18 protein-coding genes are annotated in these 26,104 nt (G+C 50.9%); all 18 read left to right on the top strand.

Annotation, left to right across the window (positions count from 1 at the left end):
* The first annotated feature begins 123 nt into the window (after nt 1-123).
* The 18 genes from C8J48_RS10455 (at nt 124) to mtaB (ending at nt 26,076) form a co-directional block, all read left to right on the top strand.
* On the top strand, nt 124-1,914 hold the full coding sequence (locus tag C8J48_RS10455; RefSeq protein ID WP_107726561.1) for a sensor histidine kinase: 1,791 nt from the start codon (nt 124-126) through the stop codon (nt 1,912-1,914).
* A complete protein-coding gene (locus C8J48_RS10450; RefSeq protein WP_107726559.1) occupies nt 1,899-3,452 on the top strand; it encodes a response regulator in 1,554 nt (517 codons plus the stop codon). Before C8J48_RS10455 ends, C8J48_RS10450 begins: the two co-directional genes overlap by 16 nt.
* 12 nt (nt 3,453-3,464) lie before the next feature.
* Entirely contained in the window at nt 3,465-5,159 is a 1,695-nt protein-coding gene (locus C8J48_RS10445; protein WP_107726557.1) for a glycoside hydrolase family 2 protein, read from the top strand.
* A 148-nt stretch (nt 5,160-5,307) separates the two neighbouring features.
* Nucleotides 5,308-6,285, top strand: coding sequence for an ABC transporter permease (locus C8J48_RS10440; protein WP_107726555.1), 978 nt, complete (start codon nt 5,308-5,310; stop codon nt 6,283-6,285).
* 14 nt (nt 6,286-6,299) lie between these two features.
* Nucleotides 6,300-7,205 (top strand): carbohydrate ABC transporter permease, encoded by a 906-nt coding sequence (locus tag C8J48_RS10435; RefSeq protein WP_107726553.1) that lies wholly within the window; start codon nt 6,300-6,302, stop codon nt 7,203-7,205.
* 16 nt (nt 7,206-7,221) lie between these two features.
* A complete protein-coding gene (locus tag C8J48_RS10430) occupies nt 7,222-8,898 on the top strand; it encodes an ABC transporter substrate-binding protein (protein WP_425430458.1) in 1,677 nt (558 codons plus the stop codon).
* A 65-nt stretch (nt 8,899-8,963) separates the two neighbouring features.
* A complete protein-coding gene (locus tag C8J48_RS10425) occupies nt 8,964-10,634 on the top strand; it encodes a cellulase family glycosylhydrolase (protein ID WP_245891123.1) in 1,671 nt (556 codons plus the stop codon).
* Nucleotides 10,635-10,659: 25 nt separating this feature from the next.
* On the top strand, nt 10,660-12,975 hold the full coding sequence (yicI, locus tag C8J48_RS10420; RefSeq protein ID WP_107726549.1) for an alpha-xylosidase: 2,316 nt from the start codon (nt 10,660-10,662) through the stop codon (nt 12,973-12,975).
* A gap of 241 nt (nt 12,976-13,216) precedes the next feature.
* On the top strand, nt 13,217-15,040 hold the full coding sequence (lepA, locus tag C8J48_RS10415) for a translation elongation factor 4 (protein ID WP_107726547.1): 1,824 nt from the start codon (nt 13,217-13,219) through the stop codon (nt 15,038-15,040).
* Between the two features lie 202 nt (nt 15,041-15,242).
* The gene (gene hemW / locus C8J48_RS10410; RefSeq protein WP_107726545.1) at nt 15,243-16,388 is read left to right on the top strand and encodes a radical SAM family heme chaperone HemW; all 1,146 of its coding nucleotides are present in this window, start codon (nt 15,243-15,245) and stop codon (nt 16,386-16,388) included.
* A 97-nt stretch (nt 16,389-16,485) separates the two neighbouring features.
* Nucleotides 16,486-17,511 carry a heat-inducible transcriptional repressor HrcA gene (hrcA, locus tag C8J48_RS10405; RefSeq protein ID WP_107726543.1) on the top strand — a complete coding sequence of 342 codons (1,026 nt, stop codon included), beginning with the start codon at nt 16,486-16,488 and terminating at the stop codon, nt 17,509-17,511.
* 70 nt (nt 17,512-17,581) lie between these two features.
* The gene (locus C8J48_RS10400) at nt 17,582-19,123 is read left to right on the top strand and encodes a TCP-1/cpn60 chaperonin family protein (RefSeq protein WP_107726540.1); all 1,542 of its coding nucleotides are present in this window, start codon (nt 17,582-17,584) and stop codon (nt 19,121-19,123) included.
* A gap of 15 nt (nt 19,124-19,138) precedes the next feature.
* A complete protein-coding gene (gene grpE, locus C8J48_RS10395; RefSeq protein WP_107726539.1) occupies nt 19,139-19,858 on the top strand; it encodes a nucleotide exchange factor GrpE in 720 nt (239 codons plus the stop codon).
* A 49-nt stretch (nt 19,859-19,907) separates the two neighbouring features.
* On the top strand, nt 19,908-21,761 hold the full coding sequence (gene dnaK / locus C8J48_RS10390; RefSeq protein ID WP_107726538.1) for a molecular chaperone DnaK: 1,854 nt from the start codon (nt 19,908-19,910) through the stop codon (nt 21,759-21,761).
* 90 nt (nt 21,762-21,851) lie between these two features.
* Nucleotides 21,852-22,985 (top strand): molecular chaperone DnaJ, encoded by a 1,134-nt coding sequence (gene dnaJ / locus C8J48_RS10385; protein WP_107726537.1) that lies wholly within the window; start codon nt 21,852-21,854, stop codon nt 22,983-22,985.
* A gap of 45 nt (nt 22,986-23,030) precedes the next feature.
* Nucleotides 23,031-23,966 (top strand): 50S ribosomal protein L11 methyltransferase, encoded by a 936-nt coding sequence (gene prmA / locus C8J48_RS10380; RefSeq protein WP_107726536.1) that lies wholly within the window; start codon nt 23,031-23,033, stop codon nt 23,964-23,966.
* A 20-nt stretch (nt 23,967-23,986) separates the two neighbouring features.
* Nucleotides 23,987-24,733 (top strand): 16S rRNA (uracil(1498)-N(3))-methyltransferase, encoded by a 747-nt coding sequence (locus C8J48_RS10375; RefSeq protein ID WP_107726534.1) that lies wholly within the window; start codon nt 23,987-23,989, stop codon nt 24,731-24,733.
* Entirely contained in the window at nt 24,730-26,076 is a 1,347-nt protein-coding gene (gene mtaB / locus C8J48_RS10370) for a tRNA (N(6)-L-threonylcarbamoyladenosine(37)-C(2))-methylthiotransferase MtaB (RefSeq protein ID WP_107726532.1), read from the top strand. Before C8J48_RS10375 ends, mtaB begins: the two co-directional genes overlap by 4 nt.
* The last annotated feature ends 28 nt before the right edge of the window (nt 26,077-26,104 follow it).

The following is a 26,104-nucleotide window of genomic DNA, read 5'->3' as shown; positions in this document are numbered from 1 at the left end:
CAGTCTTGTCGTATGGTACACTTAAAATAATCTGAATAGTAATATTTCCGAACTTGATACAGAGTTAGTGGCCAACATGGATTCACTTTTTGCCACTTTACACCAAAAGGAGCCGGATTGGAGATGAGGGGCTTTGGGTCGTTTCATAACGTAAAGATCAGGCATAAGTTGGTGCTCTCCTTTATTTTGGTCGTGTTTGTGCCCATGTTGGTCATCGGTCCGATCCTTGCCTTTGAATTGCGGCAGATGGCACTGGATAACGCGATTGAACAGGCGAACACCAATGTGGAGAGGGTGCAGAAGCGAACGGCGGAAGTGTTGAAAGTTCCCAGTGATATCTCTAGCCATTTTCTATTTGATAAACGGTTTGCAACACTGGTAAATACCCGTTATCAATCGACTTACGATGTGGTTCACGCGTATCGGGAGTATACCTCTTTTGATCATTATGTGCGCATTTATCCTGAGATTTCCGGTATTCGTTTTTATATCGCTAACCCTACCCTGATGGAAAACGGGAGGATCTTTCAAATCGACACCCACGTGGAGAATTCCTTCTGGTATCAATCGGCATTGGAGGGAAGGGGGAAGATCGGATGGTACTATCTTGAGGATAAGACCAAGAATCAAAGCCAACTCAGTTTGATCCGGATGGTGCCCTTTTCCGAATTTCAACGTCACGGTGTGTTGGTGATCGCGGTCAACCAAGATTATCTCCATTGGATTCTCGATCAGGAATCGTTTTTAACGATGATCGTGGATGAAAACAATACCATCGTTGCTATTAATCGCCCGGATTGGCTCGGAAAAAACCTGGGTGAGATCGATGGGGATATCAACCTTTATACTGAGACGCCAGGGATGAAGGAAGGAGAGGTCGACGGAGAACGTTCCACCATCATCGTAGCGGATTTGCAACCGGATGGAAATGCCAACGGTGTCAAGGTCGTCTCTGTTTTTGCCATCGACGAGATTGTCCGTGAAGCGAATCGGATTAGCTTAATGAGTTTTAGTGTCGTGTTGGTGGGGGGCATCATTGTCGGTGTGCTGATCTACAATTTTTCCAATCTGTTGTCACAACGGTTGTTAAAATTGGAACGACATATGCGCGTAGTTGCCGCCGGTAATCTGGAGACGGCGATCAAGATCGATGGAAATGATGAAATCGGAATATTGTCGAAACGGTTTAACACGATGGTACATAATCTCAAATCGCTCATATCGGAAGTTAAACGCTCCCATGAGCAGAAAAATCAATTGCAGAAAAAGCAAAACGAGATCAAATTAAAAATGATGGCGAGTCAGATTCATCCCCATTTTTTGTTTAACGTATTAGAGTCCTTGCGGATGAAGGCCCATATCAACGGCGAGCGGGAGATCGCTTCCGCCATAAAATCCCTTGGGAAGCTGATGCGTAAAAAAATCGAGATTCAGGGAGGGACCGTCACATTGAAAGACGAGATGGAGATGGTTCGCTCCTATCTGGAAATCCAGCAATTTCGGCATAAAGAGCGTCTGCGCTATGAATTGCACATGGATCAACAGGCGGCCGTCATCAGGATTCCCGCCTTGGTTATTCAGCCGCTTGTTGAAAACGCTGTCATCCACGGTATCGAGAAAAATGAAAAAGGAGGGAGGGTGAAGGTACAGGCGCAATGCGTCGATGGTAGCCTTCAGATTGAAGTGGAAGACGACGGCATCGGCATCACTTCGGAGAAGTGGAAAACGATCATGGAATCGCTGGATCTCGAACAACCGACGGATAACCACATCGGGTTGCACAATGTTCATTCCCGCTTGCGGCTGACTTACGGAGGTCAGAGTGGATTGTGGATCGAGAGCAGCCCCGGCAAGGGGACGATCGTTCGTTTTATCATTCCGCTGAAGGAGGGAAAATCATGTTCAACGTCTTGATTGTAGACGATGAACCGGTGATACAGGAAGGGTTAAAAACGATTATCCCGTGGAGCGATTACGGTTTTCGTATTGATGATGTAGCGGCCAACGGCAAAGAGGCCTTACAACACTATCAGCGTCTCTCTCCCGATTTGATGATTGTCGATATCCGTATGCCGGTCATGGATGGAGTGGAATTGATTGAAGCGATCCGCCAGCAGGACCCGGATACATCGATATTAGTGTTGAGCGGGTATGCTGACTTTGCTTACGCCCAGCAGATGATTCGTTTTCATGTGGATGGATATTTGTTGAAACCGATCGATGATGAAGAGATGGTGGAGTATATCGCAGGGATTCAAACCAAATTGAGGGAGAAGCAGCAGCGGAGACGTCAGCGGGAGGAAGCGAAGGAATGGCAATGGGAACGGTTGCTTCAGTCTGCTATCGTCGGCGGACAAGTTGACTCTTCCATCGTTTCCGCTATTGATCCAAAGGTGAGGGGCCATCGGGTTTTGCTCGTTTATGTGGAAACAGATAGCGAGATCAACCCCGACCTGCTCGCTGCGGTAAAAGCGGATTTAAGAAAACGGTTAGAGCGATGGAAGCGGGCAACGGTTTTTACCAGTCCAATTGAGCCTTATGTGGGTGTATGGCTGCAGGGTGAAGTGCGGGATAAGGATTTATCCTGGATCCAAGCAGAACTGGAATCGATTGCGCGTACATATGGCTGTGATTTGTATGCGGTGTTAGGGGGAGAAGTGGATCGGTTCCAAGCGATTAAACAATCGTATACACTCGCCTCCGCAGGGTTGAATCAACGATTTGTCCTGACAAAAGGGATCGTCATGCGGGCGGAAAAACCCGCTCTTCCGGTCGACGAGAAGACCACCGACAACAAGAGACGGCGTGATTGGGATGAATGGGTGCAAAGGCTGACATATGCGTTACAGGTAAGTCAGATCGAGTCGGTAGAAACAGTCATTCGGGAGATCGTGGAGCGCATGATACAGGCACATGCGACGGAGAGACAAATTATAAATGATTGGGTCTATATTCTCTCTCAAACGTTAAACAACATTTATCGGGTCAAACCGAGCCTTCCTCACGCCCAACGGTATCACGTACAACTATTAGACATCCATACCCAACCGGACATCGCGGCGCTGGAAGAGTATGTGCGGAGGCTGTTGAACCAGTTTGTACAGGAAGTGATCGGTATCGATGAAGAAACATTGCCCAAGAGAATGCTGCATTTGATCCATCTCCATTACGCCGACAATCTGAAGTTGGAAAAGCTGGCACAAGCACTACACTACAACAGCGCTTATCTTGGGAAACTGTTTAAAAAACATACCGGTCAGCTTTTTAATACGTATGTGGATCGGGTGCGGATCGATAAAGCGAAAGAACTGCTGGCAAAGGGCAAAAAAGTATACGAAGTGGCGGAAGAGGTGGGATATCGCAATGTGGACTACTTTCATAGTAAGTTTAAAAAATATGTCAAGATGTCTCCATCGACTTACCGGAAAACGGTTAACGCCAATCAATCGTGAGGATGTGAAGCAATGATTCGTTTATATTGTAAACATCGGGTTCGCGCTGTAACGGAATTGGAAGGGATGTGGGATTTTGCGCCAGTCGAGGGTCATCCTGCTATTCCCGATTGCTATGACTATCGGCTGCCGGTTCCGGGCTGCTGGGAGTCCCATCCGGAGCTTAATACGTATCGCGGCAGGGGTTGGTACCGGAAGGAGATTCAACTGGAACAACAAACCCCTATTCGTTTGGAGTTTAAAGGGGTGAGCCACACAGCCGACGTTTACTGGGACGGTCATCATATCGCCCATCATTATAATGCATATACCCCTTTTTATGTCGTTGTCCCCGATGTGAGCGCCGGAAATCACGAACTGACCGTGCTTGTCGACAACCGTTTTACACCGGAGTCCGCTCTTCATATTCCCAACGATTATTATACCTACGGCGGATTGATCCGGCCGGTAGCGCTGGAACGCATAGCAGATGTTTTTATTGATCGGGTCCATTTTACGCCCTTTTATCAGGATGGCAACTGGTGGGCCGATATCGAGACGTGGATAACCAATCTGGCCGCCGAATCCAAAACCATCACCCTGCAAGCCGATTTGGCGGGTGAGACCTGTATCGCGCAAACGCTTCACCTTGCTGTACAGTCCACGGTTAAACACCAGAGTACCGTTTGCTTTCCTACGGTTAAACCATGGTCCCATCAAGATCCGCAGCTTTATTATTTATCCGTGCAGCTGTATCGGGCGGAGGAGAAGCATCCGCTCGATGATTGGATTGAGCGTGTCGGTTTTCGTCAAATCGAAGTTGCAGACGGTCAAATCCGAATCAACGGCAAGGCGGTGACATTGAAAGGATTTTGTCGCCATGAAGATCATCCCTTGGTTGGGTCCAGCTTTCCGTTGCAACTGATGGTGCAGGATTTAGACTTGATGGAGCAGATGGGAGCCAATGCGGTGCGAACCGCTCATTATCCCCATGACGAGCGCTTTCTGGATTTATGCGATGAGCGTGGAATCTATGTTTGGGAAGAAAATCATGCACGAGGCTTGGATTTGGAACGGATGCGGCACCCGCTCTTTGCAAATCAGTGTAAAACCTGCAACCGCGAGATGGTGCAACACCATTATAATCACCCCAGCATCATCATCTGGGGCGTATTAAACGAATGTAGCAGCGACACGGAGGAAGGAAGAGTCCATTATAAAACCCAATTGCATCAAATCCGGACAATGGATCGTTCCCGCCCGGTCAGCTTTGCATCGGATAAGCACTTTACAGACCGATGCTTGGATTTGGCGGATATCCTTTCGTTTAATATTTATCCCGGTTGGTATATCGAGGACGAGCCCGGTGACTTGAGCGACCGTTTGTATCAATGGGCGGAGCAAAACGGCGGAAAAGGAAAACCGATGATCATCAGCGAGTTTGGTGGAGATGGTTTTTATGGCTACCGCTCTTTGACAAAAGTAAAAGGAACGGAAGAAAGGCAAGCGGAGATTATCGGTCGCTGCCTGCAGGCGTTTTTGAGCAGAGAAGCGATCGCCGGTGTTTTCATCTGGCAGTTTTGTGATTGCCGTGTCACTGAAGGGGAAGGGTGGCTGTTGACACGAGCGAAAACCATGAACAGCAAAGGAATTGTCGATGAATATCGTCGGCCGAAATTGGCCTATGAAACCGTGCGTCGCTTTTTTTCACCAGAATCCCACACCTGATGTCCATGTCTAATTTTTATATGAAAAGAAGTAAAACCTTTGGGGTATTGGGAGAGGGAAGGTTGATGTATGCTGGGATGGAAGCGCTATCACAATGTTGATATCAGAAAAGTGCGACTGAAAAAAGGCATACTTCAAGCAAGGAGGGATGCGGTTGAGAGGGAATATTGAACCGTTGCCACCCGTAAAAACACCGGGGAGGCAGACAAAAACACAGAAGCGTTTTTGGAAGGTATTTTGGCGGCAGCGCTACTTGTACGCGATGTCCCTTCCCTTTGTTGTGTGGGTGTTTGTATTTCATTATGTACCGGTCTGGGGGTGGACGATGGCCTTTCAGAATTACTCGCCGGGGCTATCGTTCTTTGAACAGGAATGGGTGGGTTTTCAGCACTTTATCGATTTGTTTAGCGATGAGCGGTTTTATCGGGTTCTTCGCAATACCTTTGCTATGGCGGTAATGGGGCTGGTCGCCGGCTTTACCGTGCCGATCGTGTTTGCGCTCTTGTTGAATGAAGTTCGCCAGGAATTGTTTAAACGAACCGTGCAAACCGTTTCCTATCTGCCGCACTTTGTTTCCTGGGTTGTGGTGGCGGGTATTGTGACGAAACTGTTGTCTACCAGTGATGGGATGATCAATGAGGGATTGCTGGCGTTAAACCTCGTCGATCAACCGATCCCCTTTATGGCGAAAGAAACCTGGTTTTGGGGCATTGTGACCCTATCCGACTTATGGAAGGAGATGGGGTGGAATTCGATTATTTTTCTAGCTGCGATGTCAGGGGTGAGCCCGGAGCTATATGAAGCGGCAAAGGCGGATGGAGCAGGACGGTTTCGGCAGATGTGGCATGTGACCCTGCCGGGGATTCGCTCCACCATCATCGTCTTGTTGATTTTGTCTATCGGCAATTTGATGAGCATCGGCTTTGAAAGACAATTGTTGTTGGGCAATCCGCTCGTGGTCGATTATGCCGAAGTGGTGGAGTTGTATGCCCTCAACTACGGAATCGGTCTTAATCGCTTCTCCTTCGGTACAGCCATCAGTATCTTTAATTCTGTGATTGCGATGATCCTGCTATTTACAGCCAACTATCTGTTTAAAAAATACAGCAAAGAAAGCGTTTATTGAGGAGGGCGGCCGGTATGGAGAGAGTTCAACGGTGGACCAAGTCGACCCTCGCGGATCAATGCTTCTATATTTTGAATTACTCGGTTTTGCTGCTGGTGATGGTGGTTACCTTGTTTCCGTTTTTACATGTGTTGGCCATCTCGTTGAACGATTCCACCGATACGGTTCGAGGCGGCATTACCATCTGGCCCCGGGAATTTACGTTGGATAATTATCTGGCGGTATTTAACCACTCCACCCTGTTAACCGGTTTTGTCAATTCCGTTCTGCGTACTGTCATCGGGACGGTCTTGGGCTTGATTAGTGGGACGATGCTGGCGTACACCTTAAGCCGCCGCGATTTTCAAGGGCGCCGATTTGTATCGCTGTTTCTGGTGTTGACGCTCTATTTTTCCGGGGGGATGATTCCGGTCTATATGTTGATCCGGGATCTGGGTTTGATGAATTCCTTTTGGGTGTACGTTTTGCCGGGAATGGTTAACGCTTTCTATGTTTTTATGATTCGTTCCTTTATCGACGCCCTGCCCTATGAATTGCAGGAGTCGGCAAAACTAGACGGGGCCAACGATTTCGTCATCTACTGGCGGGTAATTCTGCCGCTCTGTAAGCCGGTTATCGCCACCATTGCTCTGTTTCTAGCGGTGGGGCAGTGGAATGCCTGGTTTGATACCTATCTTTACAACGGGTCCAGTCCGCATCTGACAACCCTGCAATATGAGCTGATGAAGATATTACAAAGTGCACAAACCGGCAATGAAGCCGCCATGCGTTCTGCCGATCCGGAGCTGGCGGGGCGGGTATCGCCGGATTCGCTCAAGATGGCGATCACAATGGTGACCGTGATCCCGATTCTGTTTGTCTATCCGTTTGTGCAGCGGTATTTCATCAAAGGGATGACCCTAGGCTCGGTTAAACATTGATGCAAAAAGGAGGCGTATGAGCATGGTATGGAAAAAGCGAAGGGAGTTTGCGCTTCTGTCGGCGGTTTTCCTGCTGGTTGCCGGGTGTACCAACGACAAAGCGGATGATGCGACTGGGGAATTGGACCCGGACAACCCGATCACGTTTTCCGCCTTTTTTGCTGATCCCAATCCGGCTTGGAACAAGATGGAAGATGATGTGGGGCAAGCGATAACCAAACGGACAGGTGTGAAGCTAAACGCTGAATTTGCCGTTGGTAATCCTGATGAAAAAATTGCCTTGATCGCAGCCAGCGGGGACTATCCCGACCTTATTTCACCAAAGGGGGCCGCTGAGCTTCTGGTTGACTCCAATGCGATGGTAGATTTGGAACCGTTGATCGAGAAGCACGCACCCAACATCAAAAAAATGATCGGCGACGATATGGGGCGGCTGCGGTACAGCAATGACGACCCCTCCATTTACTTCATCCCGACGATTAATACCGTCGAGCATACTCCGTTTGATGCAGAAGGAACCTTTAATCTGCAACATGCCGTCGTCAAGGAGTTGGGTTATCCAGAGATTCGAACGGTGAAAGATTTTGAAAACGCGATCAAAAAATATATGGAGAAGCATCCGACCATCAACGGACAGAAGACGATCGGCTTGTCTCTTTTAGGGGATGATTGGCGCTTCTTGATCTCCGTTTCCAACCCAGGCTTTAAAACGACGGGGGGTTCCGATGACGGCGAGTTTTATATCGATCCCCAAACGTATGAAGCGACGCTCCATTATCGTCGGCCGGAGGAAAAAGAGTATTTTCGCTGGTTAAATCATATGAACGATATCGGTTTGCTCGATCCGGAAAGCTTTGTCCAGAGCTATGACCAGTATAAATCGAAAATAGCCAGCGGGCGGGTGCTCGCTTTGATCGATGCCCAATGGCAATATCAAGACGGGGAAAAAGCGCTAAAAAAGGCGGGAAAGCAGGAACGGACCTATGGCCACTATCATGTGACACTCTCGGAAAAATATAAGGACCCCGCCTTTCAGGACAACGGCTTTTTGGGCGGGTGGGGAATCGGAATTACTAAGTCTTGCAAAGATCCGGTTCGTGCCATCAAATTCTTGGATTGGATGGCATCAGAAGAAGGCCAGATCCTAAACTATTGGGGGGTGGAAGGAAAGCACTATGAGTACGATGAAGACGGAAAACGGGTAATCCCGAAGGAAGTGCAAGAACGGCGCAACAACGATGCAGCCAATTTTGACCGGGAATCGGGCATCGGAAGTTATCACATTTCGCTCCGGTATGGTGACGGAGTGAAGGATTCCACCGACAACTATATAACGACAAAGCATCCGGATCAGATCGTCAACGATTACTCCGATATTGAAAAAGAAGTGCTGGCGGCGTATGGGGCGAAAACATGGAAGGACCTGTTTCCACAAGCGGACGAGTTTCCGGTAAAACCGTGGGGAGCGGCTTGGGATATCTCGATTCCAAATGAATCGAAACTAAAGGTACAGGAACAACGGGCAAAAGATATCGTCTATAAACGGATTCCAGAAGCCATCTTGGCCGATCCCGATAATTTTGACAAGGTGTGGGATCAGTTTATGAAGGACCTCGATAAAATCGGGGTGGAAGAGATGGAAGCGGAGTATACAAAACTGGTCAAGCAGCGGGTAAAGCTGTGGAGTGAATGAGAAACGCCCCTCATGAAGGTAACTGGGACTGTTGTTCAACATATTGGCCAAAAGGAGTGAGGAAAGTGAAAAAAATCCTCCGATTGTTCGTTATCTTTGCCATAATCGGCATTTTGATGTATGTTCCGGTTGCGATTGCCGCTCCAAATGCAGGAGACGATGCAAAAAAAGCGCAGCAAAAGTTTCAAGCCCTTGATGCAAATGAAGCAGTAGCAGCGATGACACCGGGTTGGAATCTGGGAAACACGCTGGATGCCGTTCCCACGGAAGGGTCCTGGAACAACCCGCCGGTGGAAGAACACACCTTTGACGATATTAAGAATTCCGGCTTTAAAAGTGTCCGCATCCCCGTCACCTGGGATTCCCACATTGGACCGGGGCCGGAATACCGTATTGACGACAGCTGGATGCGTCGGGTGGAGCAAGTGACCGATTGGGCTTTGGAGCGGGATTTTTATGTGGTGTTAAATGTTCACCACGATTCCTGGTTATGGGTGCATGAAATGGAGCGAGATCCCGAGGGCACCCTCGATAAGCTGGAAAAGGTATGGGCGCAGATTGCTCGCCATTTTGGAACGAAAAGCGAAAAGCTGATGTTTGAAGTGATCAATGAACCGACAGGTATGAATGCGGAGCAGATGAACCATTTAAATCGCAGTATCTTGGAGACGATTCGCACATCGGGCGGATACAATGATGAACGGTTGGTAATTGTGGGGGCCCTTCATGATAACGGTGATAATTTGGTTGATGATTCCTTTGAAGTTCCCGACGACGAACATCTCATCCTCACCTTTCACTATTATTCACCCTGGGACTATGTGGCGGGTTGGTGGGGCAACACCACCTGGGGAACGGCCCAAGACCGGCAACAGATGGAAAACGATCTTCGGCCGCTGTATGAGCGATACACTTCCCAGGGTTATCCGATCATTCTCGGTGAATATGGAACCTTAGGCAACAATGAAAAGCATTCCAAATGGCTGTACCACGACCATTTGATCCGTCTCTGTCGACAGTATGGCATCGCTACCATGTGGTGGGACAACGGCAACGACCATTTTGATCGCAGCAAGCGGCAATGGCGCGACCCCGTTGTCAAGGACATCATTGAGGAAGCTTCCGCCGGAAATATCAACGCCTTTATCAAACCGGTAGATCTGTATGTGCGGGCGGATGAGGCGGTAACCGATCAACCGGTGGATCTGTTGCTAAACGGAAATCGATTGACGGGGATCAGCCACGGATCGACCCGATTGGTGGAAGGGACCGATTACACCTATGACGAAACTAACGCCAAGGTTACGTTAAAAGCTGATTTTGTAGCAGGATTGTTAGAGGAGTCAAAGCTGGGGACCAATGCGCAGCTGACCTTCTCCTTTTCTACAGGAGCGGAGCAGGTGATGGATGTAATCCAGTATGACGATCCCACCCCCACCGTCCAGACGATCGTGATCCATCCACAAGATCGGGAAGAAAACATAACGATCCCACTGGAGTGGAACGGAACCAAGCTTCGTACCATCAAAGCCGTTACAGATGCGACTGGTCGTCCCGTCCTAGAAGAGAAATGGGACTGGACGCCGTATATCAACTACGGGGACGATTTTCAGGTGGAGGACGGACAACTTGAATTAACCCCGGCGTTTTTGGAATATGTGAAGGAAAACGCGACACTTACCGTGGAGTTTTATCCGGAAGGGACCGAGACACAAGTGAAGTTGCAGGTCCCGTGAATGAAGCGAAAATAGGAGGGATGATATGAAATTTACAAACGGGCACTGGTTGACACGAGAAGGTTTTACCTTACATCGACCGGCGATGGTGTATGAGACGGAACAAACCGATGATGCGCTTACTCTCTTTCTTCCCTGTAAACAGATTCAACATCGCGGGGATACCTTGGATGGACCGTTGCTTACTGTGCGTCTCACTTCCCCCCGGCCCAATGTGATCCGGGTACAAGTTTGGCATTACAAAGGAGGGGTGAGGCGGCAACCGTCGTTTCCGTTGATCGATACAAAGACTAGCGTCTACCTTCACGATAATGAAGAGGAGATCCGATTTACTAGCGGAGATTTATCAGCTCGAATTAACAAGGAGGAGTGGTCCCTCGCCTTTTTTAACGGTGACGAATGCTTAACGGTGAGCGAGCCGCGCAGCCTCGCATATGTGACGACTGACACTGGAGAGACCTATATACGGGAGCAGCTGTCCATCAGTGTGGGAGAGACGATTTACGGAATGGGGGAGCGGTTTACACCCTTTGTCAAAAACGGGCAGACTGTCGATATCTGGAATGAGGATGGGGGCACCAGCACGGAACAGTCTTATAAAAACATCCCCTTTTATTTGACCAACCGAGGATATGGGGTGTTTGTTAACCATCCGGAACGGGTTTCCTTTGAATTGGCTTCTGAAATCGTCTCCAAAGCCCAGTTTAGCGTTGAAGGGGAGTATCTGGATTACTTTATGATCAACGGCCCTTCGCCCAAGGAGGTTTTAGAGCGCTATACTGATTTGACCGGGAAACCGTCTCTGCCCCCGGCGTGGTCCTTTGGTCTGTGGCTGACTACTTCCTTTACCACCGAGTATGACGAGGAGACGGTTAATCGTTTTGTCGACGGTATGAATGAACGGGATCTGCCCCTCAGTGTGTTCCATTTTGATTGCTTTTGGATGAAAGCGTTTGAGTGGTGCAATTTTGACTGGGATCGACAACAGTTTCCCGATCCGGAAGGGATGCTGAAACGGTTAAAGGAAAAAGGGTTAAAAATCAGTGTTTGGATTAACCCCTATATTGCGCAAAAGTCGCCGTTGTTTGCGGAAGCGGTGGAAAAGGGGTATCTGCTCAAAAAAGCTGACGGCGAGGTGTGGCAGTGGGACCGCTGGCAAGCGGGGATGGGGATCGTCGATTTTACCAATCCCGAAGCTTGTACCTGGTTTAAACAGAAGTTGGCGCGATTGATCGAGATGGGAGTAGACAGTTTTAAGACCGATTTCGGGGAACGGATTCCCACCGATGTCGTCTACTTCGACGGCTCTGATCCCGAAAAAATGCACAATTATTATGCCTTTCTCTACAATCAAATCGTATTTGAACTGCTGGAAGAAAAATTGGGCCGACAGCAGGCGGTAGTTTTCGCCCGCTCCGCTACTGCCGGGGCCCAACGCTTTCCGGTACACTGGGGTGGGGATTGTTTCGCCAACTACGATTCCATGGCGGAAAGCTTGCGTGGTGGGTTGTCACTGGCGTTGTCCGGGTTTGGTTTTTGGAGTCACGATATCGGCGGCTTTGAAAGTACAGCCACGGCGGATCTGTATAAACGTTGGACCGCATTTGGCCTGCTTTCTAGCCATAGTCGCCTTCATGGAAGTGAGTCTTATCGGGTTCCGTGGCTGTTTGGCGAAGAAGCGGTCGAGGTGATGCGTCATTTCTTAAAATGGAAACACCGGCTGATGCCGTATCTGTTTGCCACAGCGGTCAAAGCTGCACAAACGGGGATTCCCATGATGCGGCCGATGGTGCTGGAGTTTCCCGACGATCCGGCATGTGACTATCTGGATCGCCAGTATATGCTGGGGGAATCATTGCTGGTTGCTCCCGTGTTTCGAGAAGATGGGCAGGTCTCCTATTATCTGCCGTCCGGTACATGGACCCACCTTTTTAGCGGGGAAAAGGTGGAGGGCGGCTGTTGGAGAGAAGAGCAGTACGACTATATGAGCTTGCCCCTGTTTGTGCGGGCAAACTGCATACTCCCGCTCGGTCGCGATGATCGGAGCCCTTGTTACGATTATGCCAATGGAGTAACCTTTCATCTGTTTGAACTAGAAGAAGGGAAATGGAGTGACAGCCTCCTCTACGACTCTTCTGGAAATCTGGAATCCAAGGTACGCTTTTATCGCGAAGGGAGGCAAATCACAGTTTTACCGGAAGGGGTGACAAAGCCCTGGAACCTGGTGCTGCACGGATACGATTCCGTCACAGCGGTGCAGAACGGTGAGGGGGAAAAAGGAGAGCAGGGAGTTTGTATCATACCGGAAGATTTTAAAAAAGAGGTAGTGATTACGCTATAGCGGCTTTGGATCGTCTTCGTGTTGATGACAGTGGGGAGAGGCGTGAAAACCGAAATAGTGATATTTAGGATCTAAACCCTCCTTTGCAATGGGGCCAAGGAGGGTTTGTCTATTAACTGTGGGCAGAGCTTTTATCGATTGTGGTTCTCCTCTAGACGCTTCCCATTTGATGAGGCAAATCGGTGCTGATATAATATACAAGATGTAGTTGGCGCGTGTTTTCACGCAGGAGGGAACGAAAATGGTCCAGAAACAACCACAACAAAAGCAGATCCGCAATTTTTCGATTATCGCTCATATCGACCACGGAAAATCCACCCTAGCCGATCGTATCTTGGAATTTACCGGTGCACTGTCTGACCGGGAGATGCAGGATCAGTTCCTGGACTCGATGGAGTTGGAGCGGGAGCGAGGAATCACCATTAAGTTGCAATCCGTTCGTCTGCCATACAAAGCGAAGGACGGAAACGAATATATTCTCAATTTGATCGACACACCTGGACATGTGGACTTTACCTATGAAGTCTCCCGCAGTTTGGCGGCATGTGAGGGAGCGTTGTTGGTGGTAGATGCGGCTCAGGGTGTAGAAGCCCAGACGATGGCCAATGTTTATCTGGCCCTTGACAATGAGCTGGAAATTTTGCCGGTCATCAACAAGATCGATCTCCCTAGCGCCGAACCGGAACGGGTGCGGGAAGAGGTGGAGGAGCTGATCGGCCTCGATGCCTCTGAGGCGGTATTGGCCTCAGCGAAAGCAGGGATCGGTATTGAAGAAATCCTGGAGCAGATTGTGGAGAAGGTGCCGCCTCCTGTCGGCGATCCAAATGCTCCCTTAAAGGCTCTCATCTACGACTCCCTGTTTGATGCCTACAAAGGCGTGATCACCTACATCCGGGTGGTGGACGGTACCATCAAAAAAGGGATGAAGGTACGGATGATGGCGACGGGCAAGGAGTTTGAGGTGACGGAAGTAGGGGTGTTTGCGCCCAAACCGATACTGAAGGACGAACTGTCCGTAGGTGAAGTCGGCTTTATGGTGGCTTCCATCAAAAATGTGAAGGATACCCGCGTCGGGGATACGATTACCGATGCATCCAATCCGGCACCAGCACCTCTGCCCGGATACCGCAAGATCAATCCGATGGTCTTTTGCGGCATGTATCCGGTGGAGTCCTCCGATTATGACGATCTAAGGGAAGCATTGGAAAAATTGGAGCTGAACGACGCTTCCCTGCGCTATGAGCCAGAGACTTCCGGAGCGCTCGGCTTTGGCTTTCGCTGTGGGTTCTTGGGGTTGTTGCATATGGAGATCATCCAGGAGCGGATTGAGCGGGAGTTTAACATTCCGCTGATCACGACGGCGCCAAGCGTCATTTATCGGGTGTTTAAAACCGACGGCGAACGGTTGGATATTGAAAACCCAACCCATATGCCGCCATCCCAGCAGATCGATCATGTGGAAGAGCCATATGTAAAAGCAAATGTGATGGTGCCCAACGATTACGTCGGCGCAGTGATGGAGCTGTGTCAAACAAAGCGGGGCGATTACATCGATATGCAGTATCTGGACGCCAACCGGGTCAGCATTGTGTATGAGTTGCCCCTGGCGGAAATCGTCTTTGACTTCTTTGACCAGTTGAAGTCCAGCACCAAAGGATACGCTTCCTTTGACTATGAGTTGATCGGATACAAGACGTCCAAGCTGGTAAAAATGGATATTCTGTTAAACGGGGAACCGGTCGATGCACTCTCGTTTATCGTTCACCAGGATAAGGCTTACTATCGCGGGCGCCAGTTGGTAGAAAAGCTGAAGGAACTGATTCCGCGGCAAATGTTTGAAGTACCGGTGCAAGCGGCGATCGGCAATAAGATTGTGGCGCGGGAGACGATTCGGGCTCAGCGCAAAAACGTGTTGGCCAAATGCTACGGCGGCGATATCTCGCGTAAGCGGAAGCTGTTGGAGAAGCAGAAGGAAGGTAAAAAGCGAATGAAAGCGGTGGGCAATGTGGAAGTGCCCCAAGAAGCGTTTATGGCCGTGCTGCAGATGGATGATAGCAAAAAATAATCGTTACTACGAAGCAGGCGTTTCATCCAGCACTTAAGCTATGATCGCTTGTTACGGCTGCTGCTCAGGGTAAATGCAAACAGAGCCGGCGAAGTGCGTTCAGACATAAGAGAAAACGGGTCTCCGCGAACAACCTGGTTAAACGATTTCGCCGTCAGCGGCACAGCCGCTGGCGGTTTTGCAAAGAAAGGAGGGTGTCAAGATGAACCCCCGTTCCGTCTACATTCATATCCCTTTTTGCACCCATAAGTGCCATTACTGTGATTTTACCGCCTATGTAGTGGGAGGGCAGCCGGTGGATGAATACCTGCAAGCGCTGGAGCGGGAGATGGCGCGTACGGTGGAGGCTGTTCCGCCGGAGACGATTGATACTATCTTTATCGGCGGCGGGACACCGACGGTGCTGACTCCTCGTCAGATGGCGTTTCTGTTGGAGTCAATTCGACGCTATTTCCCCCGATGGTCCTCTGATTTGGAGTTTACGGTGGAAGCCAATCCGGGTACAACAGGGCCGGATCTGCTGTCGGTGTTACGGGATGGCGGGGTGAATCGGCTCAGTTTTGGCGCACAAACCTTTCGCGCCGATCTGTTGCATCGAATTGGCCGGGTTCACTCCGTGGAGGATATTGAGCGAAGTGTGGAGCAAGCTCGTGCTGTAGGGATCGATAATCTCTCCCTCGATTTGATGTTCGGCCTGCCGGAGCAAACGGTGCAAGATATGGAGGAAGCGTTGGTACGGTCGTTACTTCTGCAACCGGATCATTTTTCCGTCTATAGTCTTAAAGTGGAGGAAGGGACAGTGTTTCACACCCGTCTGTTGCAGGGGAGACTGCCGCTGCCGTCGGAGGACGATGAGTTGGAAATGTATCAGCTGACCCGTCATCGTCTCTCTGAGGCGGGATATCGCCAATATGAGGTATCCAACTTCAGCCGTCCGGGGCGGGAGAGCCGCCACAATTCCACCTATTGGCGCAATCTCCCCTACTATGGATTAGGTACCGGTGCCCATGGGTACACCAATGGCGTACGCCACCACAATGTCAAAGGCGTCAAAGAGTATATTCGGCTCGTACAGGAGGGCCTTCCTGTAGCCGGTGCTCATCCCGTTGAGCGAGGCGAAGCGATGGAAAACCAATTGATTCTCGGTTTGCGCCTAATGGAAGGGGTAAGTCGAAGCCAATTTCGTCGACGCTATGGGGTTGAAATGGAAACGGTGTTTCCTGACGTCATTCCCGACCTTCTCGTCAAAAAGCTGATTGTGCCTGAGGGGGATTGCTATCGCCTTACGGAGCAAGGGTTGTTATTTGGCAATGAAGTCTTTTCTGCCTTTCTGGGGGAAACCGCTTAAACCGGCAATGAGCGTTGACAATGCCTGAGTGGTTTGATACGTTTAATGAAGGAATTAGCACTCGATATACGGGAGTGCTAACAAGGAGGTGGGGCCCATGTTATCACCGCGTCAACACTTGATATTGCGGGCACTCATCGAGGAATATATCCAACAGGCTGAGCCTGTGGGTTCCCGAACCCTGTCTAAAAGGGATGATATTGATTTTAGCGCGGCCACCATCCGTAACGAGTTGGCGGATTTAGAGGACATGGGGTTCCTGGAACAGCCGTATACTTCGGCAGGACGTGTACCCAGCCATTTTGGCTATCGGTTTTATGTTGATCGTCTGATGCAGCCGGGAAGGATCAATCGTACTGATTTGTTGAGTGTCCGTCGGTTGTTTGCGTCTAAGATGGATGCGTTGGAGCAGACGATTGAACAGACGGCTTCTATCCTTTCCCGCATGACCAACTATACCTCGATCATTCTGGGACCTGAGTTGTATGATAATAAATTGAAGCATTTACAAGTCGTCCCGGTAAACGAGCGGATGGCGGTCGCCATTATCGTGACGGATACCGGTCATGTCGATCAACGGCGGATTGTGGTTCCCGATGGAGTCTCCCTTTCGTCGATTGAACAGATGGTTAATCTGTTGAATGCCAAACTGAGCGATATTCCCCTACACCGTCTAAAACAGACGGTTCATCGGGAATTGTCCGCTGAATTGCAACGCCATGTGGAGCAGTATGAATCGCTCTTGGCCGTCATCGATCAGATGTTGGTTTCTGATCTGGAAGGCCAACTGTTTACGAGCGGCGCTACCAATATGTTGGTACAGCCGGAGTTCCAGGACGTGGAGAAAGTGAAAGCGTTGATGGATCTGTTGCAAGAAAACGAAACGCTGACCAAACTGGTATCTGCTTCCCCTGGTGGGTTGCAAGTCAGAATTGGAGAGGAAAATGACATCGAGGCCATGAATAATTGCAGCATTGTAACGGTCTCATTTTCCGTCGGCGGCCGTTCGTTGGGACGAATCGGGGTCCTGGGACCCACCCGTATGGATTACAGCAAAGTGGTCAGTTTGTTGCAACTGTTAGCGAAAGACTTCTCTGATCACTTGCGCCGCACATACGGTTAAACTTCCTCAACCCGATTACAACCGATGAGGAATCATTCCTGTTTACAACTGGAAGCGAGGTTGCATATTCATGGATAGCGGGGATCGGCACCAGTTTCCACCCTCCGATGGCAAACCGCAGACAGGCGCTCTCCGTGCCAACGCCGAGGCTGTGCAACAAATGGCTGCGGCGGTGGCGGGCACCTTAGGGCCAAAAGGGTTGGATACGATGTTGGTTGACGACAAGGGCCATGTGATTATTACCAATGATGGTGTCACCATTCTCAATAAAATGGAAGCCAACCATCCGGCCGCGCGCATGATCGCCAATATTTCCAGAGCTCAGCAGGAGGAAGTGGGCGATGGAACCACGACGGCCACACTGTTGACCGCTGCCTTGGTGGAAGAAGGGGAGAAGCAGGTAAACAAGGGTGTCCCGGTGGCAAAGGTGATCGCGGGAATTCGCAAAGGGGTGCAATTTGCCCTGGAACGGATGCAAGAGATGGCCAACCCGATATGGGATCTGGAAGATGAATGGTTGCAGCGCATTGCCTACACCGCCGGTCGGGAACAGGAAGACATCACCGAGTTGGTGATTGAGGCTGCGATGATGGTGGGACGCGAAAAGCTGCTGGAAAGACACTTTAGACTGTCTGAATCAGTTGTAGCGCACCCGCGGGCAGAAAGTAACATTTTTGCCGGTCTCTTGCCCTCACGTGGGCGTGTCAATCGTACCCGCCCATCTACAGAGGGTTCGCTCCGAGTGTTGGTGATTGCCGACGACTTAAAGCCGGAACCAGTGGTTGAGGGATCATTGGGAACGGAGGCCGGGTTTGCCAAGCAGGAGAAGTTGAAGCAGGAGTTTGAGTCCACCATCCTCTTTTTGGTTGAACAGGCGATCGACCTCATTGTGGTGCAAGGTGAAGTCGACCCCCATGCGGAGGAGCTCTTGACCGACGCAGAGCGCATGGTCATCCAACAGATTGAAGCGAGGGAGATTGCGCGGATTGCGGAGCATACCGGAGCCCGTGCGATTAAACGAACCGGATTAAAAAAGACCGGTGATGAGTTGGACGGGATCCTCGGCGTGTGTGAAGAGGTAGAGGATGATGAATCGTTGCAACGGATTCGTATCCTGGGTGGTCAGGGCAAACCGGTTGCCACGATTTTGGTGGCGGCCCCGACAGAGGAACTGGTGGATGAGCGGGAACGAATTACCAAGGATGCTGCAGCCGCCCTGCAGGCGGCGATCCGAGGAGGCTTTCTGCCGGGCGGAGGTGCGTCTGAGTTGGCGTTGGCCCGTGAAGTGGAGAAATACCGCGACACCGTTCAGGGGATGGAGGCGTTTGGGGTGGCCGCAGTGGCGGAGGCGCTCCATCGTCCCATGGTACAGGTGGTAGCCAATGCCGGTTTTAATCCATTGGAAAAGGTGGAAGAAGTAAAGGTGCTCCAATTGAAGCGCCAATCCTCTTCGCTAGGAATCGATTGTGATCGGGGCGCCGTCTGCGATATGGTGGATATGGGTGTGGTCGATCCGCTACCGGTGAAATACCATGCACTTCAAGCCGCAGGTGAAGTGAGTGCCGCCATTTTACGAATCCACACAGTGGTTCGGATGAAAAAAGCCGATTGAGGTGAAAGATGACCCATGACTGTGGAAGACCAAAATCAAGGGGAGTATCGTCCCCGCACTGCACGAGAATTGCGTAAAATGAAAGAGGCTGAGGAAAAAAAGAAGTCACAAGCTGAAGAGGGTGCCCACGCCGAGGAAACGGCGGAACAGGTCTCCCTACATAATCCGAACGAAGCGACTGCTCCCTCTGTGGAAAGGGTGGAGCCCGTTTCTGTTCCAGCTGATGCGGATGAGCTAAACCAACTCCGGGAGGAGATGGAAGCCCTGCGACGGCAGGCGGAGGAAAGCCAGCAGACAGCGGAGGATTTGCAGCGAAAGCTGAAAGATTCCCAGGAGCAAGTATTGCGTGTTCGTGCCGATCTGGAGAACTTTCGCCGCCGCAGTCGCAAGGATCGAGAAGAAGCGGTCAAGTATGCGGCGCTGCCGATGATTGAATCCTTGCTGCCTGCGCTGGATAATTTGGAACGAGCCCTTGCTGCCGGAGGTTCCGGTGGAGACGATGTCTTGCACCAGGGAGTAAGTATGGTATATCGACAATTGGTGCAATCGCTGGAAAATCACGGTTTATCTGTGATTGAGGCAGAAGGTCTTCCCTTTAATCCGCATGAGCACAATGCCGTGATGGAAGTAGAAGCGGAGGGCGTGGATGCCGGAACGGTCGTAGAAGAGTTGCAAAAAGGATATCGCTACCATGACCGCGTAATCCGGCCTTCCATGGTGAAGGTCAGCTCCTGACCGAATATCAAACCAACGATACAGTTATGTGACAGGGGGTACATCTAGAATGGGTAAAGTGATTGGAATTGATTTGGGGACTACCAACTCTTGCGTAGCGTTTATGGAAGGTAGTGAAGCTACGGTTATTCCCAACGCCGAAGGAGGACGGACTACGCCGTCGGTCGTCGGGTTTTCCAAAAATGATGAGCGGTTGGTCGGCGATGCGGCCAAACGGCAGGCGATCACCAATCCGGATCGCACTGTCAGCTCCATCAAACGGCATATGGGAACCGCCTATAAAGAAGAAATCGGGGATAAAGACTATACACCGCAAGAGATTTCGGCGATGATTCTGCAAAAGTTGAAAGCAGATGCCGAGGCATATCTGGGAGAAACCGTTTCCCAGGCGGTGATCACCGTACCCGCTTACTTTAACGACAGCCAGCGTCAAGCGACCAAAGATGCGGGCAAAATCGCAGGCTTGGAAGTTTTGCGGATCATCAACGAGCCGACAGCCGCCGCACTCGCCTACGGAATCGATCGGAAGGATGAAGAACAAACCATCCTCGTGTTTGACTTAGGCGGGGGTACTTTTGACGTCTCCATCTTGGAGTTGGGAGACGGATTGTTTGAAGTAAAAGCCACCAGTGGGGACAATAAGCTGGGTGGTGACGACTTTGACCAGGTAGTTATCGATTACCTGGTGCAAGAGTTTGAGAAAGAGCATGGGATTGATATCTCCAACGACCGCATGGCGATGCAACGTCTGAAAGATGCTGCGGAAAAAGCGAAAAAAGATCTCTCCGGCGTGTTGACAACCGATATTCACCTGCCTTTTTTGACAGCGGACGCCAGCGGTCCGAAAAACTTGGAAGTGACGTTAACACGGGCTAAGTTTGAAGAACTCTCCGCTGACTTGGTCGAACGTACCATGCGTCCAACCCGTCAAGCATTAAGTGATGCCGGCATGCAGGCTGGAGACATCGATAAAGTAATCTTGGTGGGTGGTTCTACCCGTATTCCGGCTGTGCAGGAAGCAATCAAAAAGCAGACCGGTAAAGACCCGAGCAAAGGGGTAAACCCGGACGAAGTAGTGGCGATGGGGGCAGCTATTCAGGGTGGAGTCCTCTCTGAAGACGTTAAAGATGTGGTGCTGCTCGATGTGACGCCACTTTCTCTTGGAATTGAAACTTTGGGCGGGGTCTTTAATAAGCTGATTGAACGTAATACCACCATTCCTACTGAAAAAACGCAAGTGTATTCGACTGCGGCCGACAACCAGACCGCTGTGGATATTCATGTGTTACAGGGTGAACGGGAAATGGCAGCGGGCAATAAAACCTTGGGCAATTTCCAGTTGACAGGTATCCCACCGGCTCCCCGGGGTGTGCCGCAGATTGAAGTTACCTTTAAGATTGACCGCAACGGGATCGTCAATGTGTCCGCCAAGGACAGAGCGACCGGTAAGAGCCAGGAGATCACCATTAAATCTTCTAGCGGTCTGTCCGATGATGAGATTGATCGGATGGTGCGGGAAGCGGAAGACCATGCTGAAGATGATAAAAAACGCAAGGAACAAGTGGAAATCCGCAACAAAGCGGACCAGTTGGTCTTTACTACTGACAAAACCTTGAAAGACTTGGGCGATAAAGTAGACGCCGCCGATAAGGAAAAAGCCGAAAAGGCTGCGGAAGAGCTGAAAAAAGCGTTGGAAGGCGATGACCTCGACGTCATCAAGCAAAAAACAGAAGAACTGGAAAAAGAAGTACAGGAACTCTCCGTCAAGCTATATCAACAACAAGCGGCTGAGAACCAGGAGCAGGCGGAACCGCAAGCAAACGCTTCGGGGAAAGATAAAGAGAATGTCGTTGACGCTGACTATGAAGTCGTAGATGAAGACGAGAAAAAAGGGGAGAAATAACCTCTTCCCCCGGGTGTAGGGTCAAAGTCGGGGCTTCGCCTTGACTTTGACTTTTTCCCGTTATGGATGTCATAAAAGGGAGGTGATCCGGTGAGCAAGCGAGACTATTACGAAGTACTGGGTGTGAATCGAGAAGCGAGCGCAGACGAAATTCGAAAATCTTACCGAAAGTTAGCGCGTAAATATCACCCGGATGTTAATAAATCACCGGATGCAGAACAAAAATTTAAAGAAGCGACCGAGGCTTACGATGTGTTGCGTGACTCGGAGAAACGGAGCAACTATGACCGCTTCGGCACGGCGGATCCCGGTGCCGCCGGTGGCTTTGGCGGCAACGGATTCGGTGGTGCTGCCGGTGGGGCCGATTTTGGATTTGGCGATATCTTTGACATGTTTTTTGGCGGGCGGCGGGCCAATCCCAATGCGCCACGGCAAGGGGCTGATCTGGAGTACCGTTTGGCGATCAGTTTTAAGGATGCTGTGTTCGGCAAGGAGATGGAACTGACGATTCCACGAACGGAAACCTGTCATACTTGCCACGGCAATGGCGCGAAACCGGGTTCCCAACCGGAAACCTGTACCGAATGCCAGGGAACGGGTCAGGCGGAATCGGTTCAATCCACTCCCTTTGGCCGCATTGTAAACAAACGGATTTGTCAACAATGCGGCGGCACAGGGAAGATGATTCGAGAGAAGTGTGACGATTGTGCCGGTTCCGGCAAGGTGAAGAAACGGAAAAAAATCCATGTCAACATTCCTTCGGGCATCGATGAGGGTAAGCAGTTGCGCATCGCCGGGGAAGGGGAAGCAGGCATCAACGGCGGACCGCCAGGGGACCTGTATATTTTAATCCAGATAAAACCCCATGACTTCTTTAAGCGATCCGGTGATGACATCACCTGTGAACTGCCCATCACCTTTGTTCAGGCCGGTTTAGGGGATGAAGTGGTGGTACCCACCTTGGACGGAAAGAAAGCGAAAATGAAGATTCCAGCCGGAACCCAGACCGGTGCCGAATTCCGTCTACGCGGCAAAGGTGTTCCCCGACTGTACGGCAACGGCGAGGGCGATCAGCGGGTGAAGGTGAAAGTGGTCACCCCGACCAATATGACGGAGGAGCAAAAACGCATCCTACGCGAATTTGGCCGCTTGAGCGGAGACTATATTTCTGAACAGAACTCCAGCTTTTTTGATAAAATGAAACGGGCCTTTACCGGAGATTGATAAAAACGGGTTTTGCCCGTTTTTTTGTGAAAGGGAAGTGACGTAGTGGATTGGATCGAAGTGCGCGTCCATGTGGGGGCCGATGCGGAAGAAGCGGTCTGCTACCTGTTGCAGAGCCATGGTGCTGAGGGTACGGCGATCTATGATTCAGCCGTGTTGCGTAAGGAGTGGGATACTCCCTTTGGGGAATGGTATACACTCTCACAAGAAGATTATCCCGCTGAAGGTGTTTGGATCTCCGCCTATTTTCCGAAAAGTGTCTACCCCGATGGGTTAGCGGAAAAGCTGGAAAAGGAAATTCGCGGATTATCCCGGTTTGGACTAAATCCGGAACCAGCCCAAGTGATGACGCGCCGGTTGGCGGAAGAATCCTGGGAACAAGCGTGGAAAGCGTATTATAAACCGTTGCGGGTCACTTCCCGTTTGACCGTTAAACCCCGATGGGAGACGTATCACCCGGAATCATCCACTGAAGCTGTCATTGAATTAGATCCCGGCATGGCTTTTGGTACCGGAACCCATCCTACTACCATCCTCAGTATGCAATTGCTGGAACAGTGGTTGCAGCCAGGAGCCCAGGTGGTCGATGTAGGGTGTGGCAGCGGCATATTATCGATTGCTGCGGCTAAGCTGGGAGCCGCTAAAGTAACCGCTTTGGATCTGGATCCGGTAGCGGTGGAGAAAGCGCAGGAAAATGTCGATCTCAACGGGGAAAGCCATCGCATCGCGGTACGGCAGAACGATTTGCTCCATGGCTTCAACGGTGAGGCTGACCTAGTGGTTGCCAACATTTTGGCGGAGATCATCGTCAAGCTGGTTCCCGACTTGAGGCGGGTGTTGGAGCGGCAAGGGACGTTTCTTGCATCTGGCATTATAAGGGAAAAAGAGGAAGTGGTGGCGGAAGCCTTGCAACAACACGGCTTCCAGGTGGTGGAAACCCTTCGTGACGGCGACTGGGTGGCTCTAGCAGCCCGAACATGATAGGATAGTGGGAGTGAATCATGCAGCGTTATTTTATCGACGCTCACCAATGCAGCAGTGATGCTATCCGCATTGAGGGGAGCGACGCTCATCATATTACGCGTGTGTTGCGTATGCAGCTGGGAGCGCAGGTGATCTGTTGTGATGGGAAGGGAACCGACCTCCTGGCGGAAGTGAAAGCGGTGGAGGGGGACGCTGTTCTTTTGCGTGTCCACAAGCGGATGACCTCCCGTGGAGAGCCTGCGATCGCGGTAACCGTGGCCCAGGCATTGCCCAAAGGCGACAAATGGGAATGGGTGTTACAAAAGGGAACGGAGCTAGGTGCCGTCTCTTTTTTGCCGGTATTGACAACGCGTACGGTGGTCAAACTGGAGGCGAAAAAAGCGGACAAAAAGCGGGAACGCTGGCAGAAGATCGTCAAAGAGGCAGCAGAACAATCGCACCGCGGCCGTATTCCTGTAGTGGAACCGGTTATCCGCTGGAGTCCGTTACTTGATCTTTTTCCCACCTATGACCGTGTTTTGTTCGCCTATGAAAAAGGGGGGCAACCGCTGCGTCATGTGTTGGAGGAAAGTCGCTGTGAGCGGATGCTGATCGTCGTCGGACCCGAAGGGGGCTTTACAGCGGAGGAAGCGGAGCAGGCACAAGCGGCCGGCGCTGTGGCGATCACCCTGGGATCACGTATTTTACGGGCGGAAACCGCTCCACTGGCACTGTTGTCTTGTCTGATGTATGCGCATGGAGAGATGGGAGGTGAGCCATTGTGAATACAGTGGCATTCCATACACTGGGGTGTAAAGTGAACGCCTATGAAACGGAAGCGATTTGGCAACTGTTTCAACGGCACGGTTACGATAAAGTGGAATTTGATCAGCAGGCGGATGTTTATGTGATCAACACCTGCACCGTTACCAATACCGGGGATCGCAAGAGCCGCCAGATGATTCGGCGGGCGGTTCGCCAAAATCCGGAAGCGGTGGTGGCGGTAACCGGCTGCTATGCTCAAACCTCACCGGGGGAGATATTGGAGATTCCCGGTGTTGATGTAGTAGTAGGAACCCAGGGGCGGGAAAAATTGCTGGAGTATATCGAAGAGCACCGGCAAACCCGCCAACCGGTTAACGCCGTTAAAAACATCATGAAAGCGCGGGAATTCGAGGAGTTGGATGTTCCCACCTTCTCTGACCGTACCCGGGCCTCTCTGAAGATCCAGGAAGGGTGTAATAACTTTTGTACCTTTTGCATCATTCCTTGGGCACGGGGGCTTCTGCGCAGCCGCAAGCCGGAAAGTGTGCTAAAACAAGCTCACCAACTGGTGGAAGCCGGTTACAAAGAGATCGTACTGACAGGTATCCATACCGGTGGGTATGGCGAAGATATGGAGGATTACAAACTGGCTGATCTCCTGTGGGATCTGGATCGGGTCGAAGGGTTAAAACGAATCCGGATCAGTTCCATTGAAGCCAGCCAGATTGATGAACGGGTGATCGAGGTCCTCAATCACTCCGAAAAAATGTGCCGTCATCTGCACATCCCCCTGCAAGCGGGGGACGACGCGGTCTTAAAACGGATGCGTCGCCGCTATACCGTGGATGAATACCGGCGCAAGGTGGAACACATTCAGCAAGCGATGCCACAGGTGGGTATTACCACTGATGTGATTGTGGGTTTCCCTGGTGAATCTGACGAAATGTATGAAAACGGCTATCGTCTGATCGAGGAGTTGCAATTCTCCGAGCTGCACGTTTTCCCCTATTCGCAGCGGACCGGTACACCGGCAGCGCGGATGGAGGACCAAGTCGATGCCGAAGTCAAACAGGAGCGGGTACAGCGTTTAATTCAATTGTCGGATCGATTGTCGTTGCAATACGCTTCCCGCTTTACAGGAGATGTGTTGGAAGTAATCCCGGAGCGGCCGTATAAAGAAGAGCCGGACAGCGGTTTGTATATGGGATACTCCGATAACTACCTACAAGTCGTTTTCCCCGGTAATGACGATCTGATCGGCAAAGTATGCCGGGTGCGCCTCGATCAGTCGAGCTCCGATGTCAACAGAGGCACCTTTGTCCGAGTGGTGGATGAAGTGCCCCGTCCCTCTCGGGCAGTGTAAGGGACCATCGTTGTTTTAACCTCGCGCT

Source organism: Desmospora activa DSM 45169 (assembly GCF_003046315.1).
Classification (GTDB): domain Bacteria; phylum Bacillota; class Bacilli; order Thermoactinomycetales; family DSM-45169; genus Desmospora; species Desmospora activa.
The sequence above is the reverse complement of the archived record's forward strand: the minus strand, read 5'-3'. Positions and strand labels throughout refer to the sequence as shown.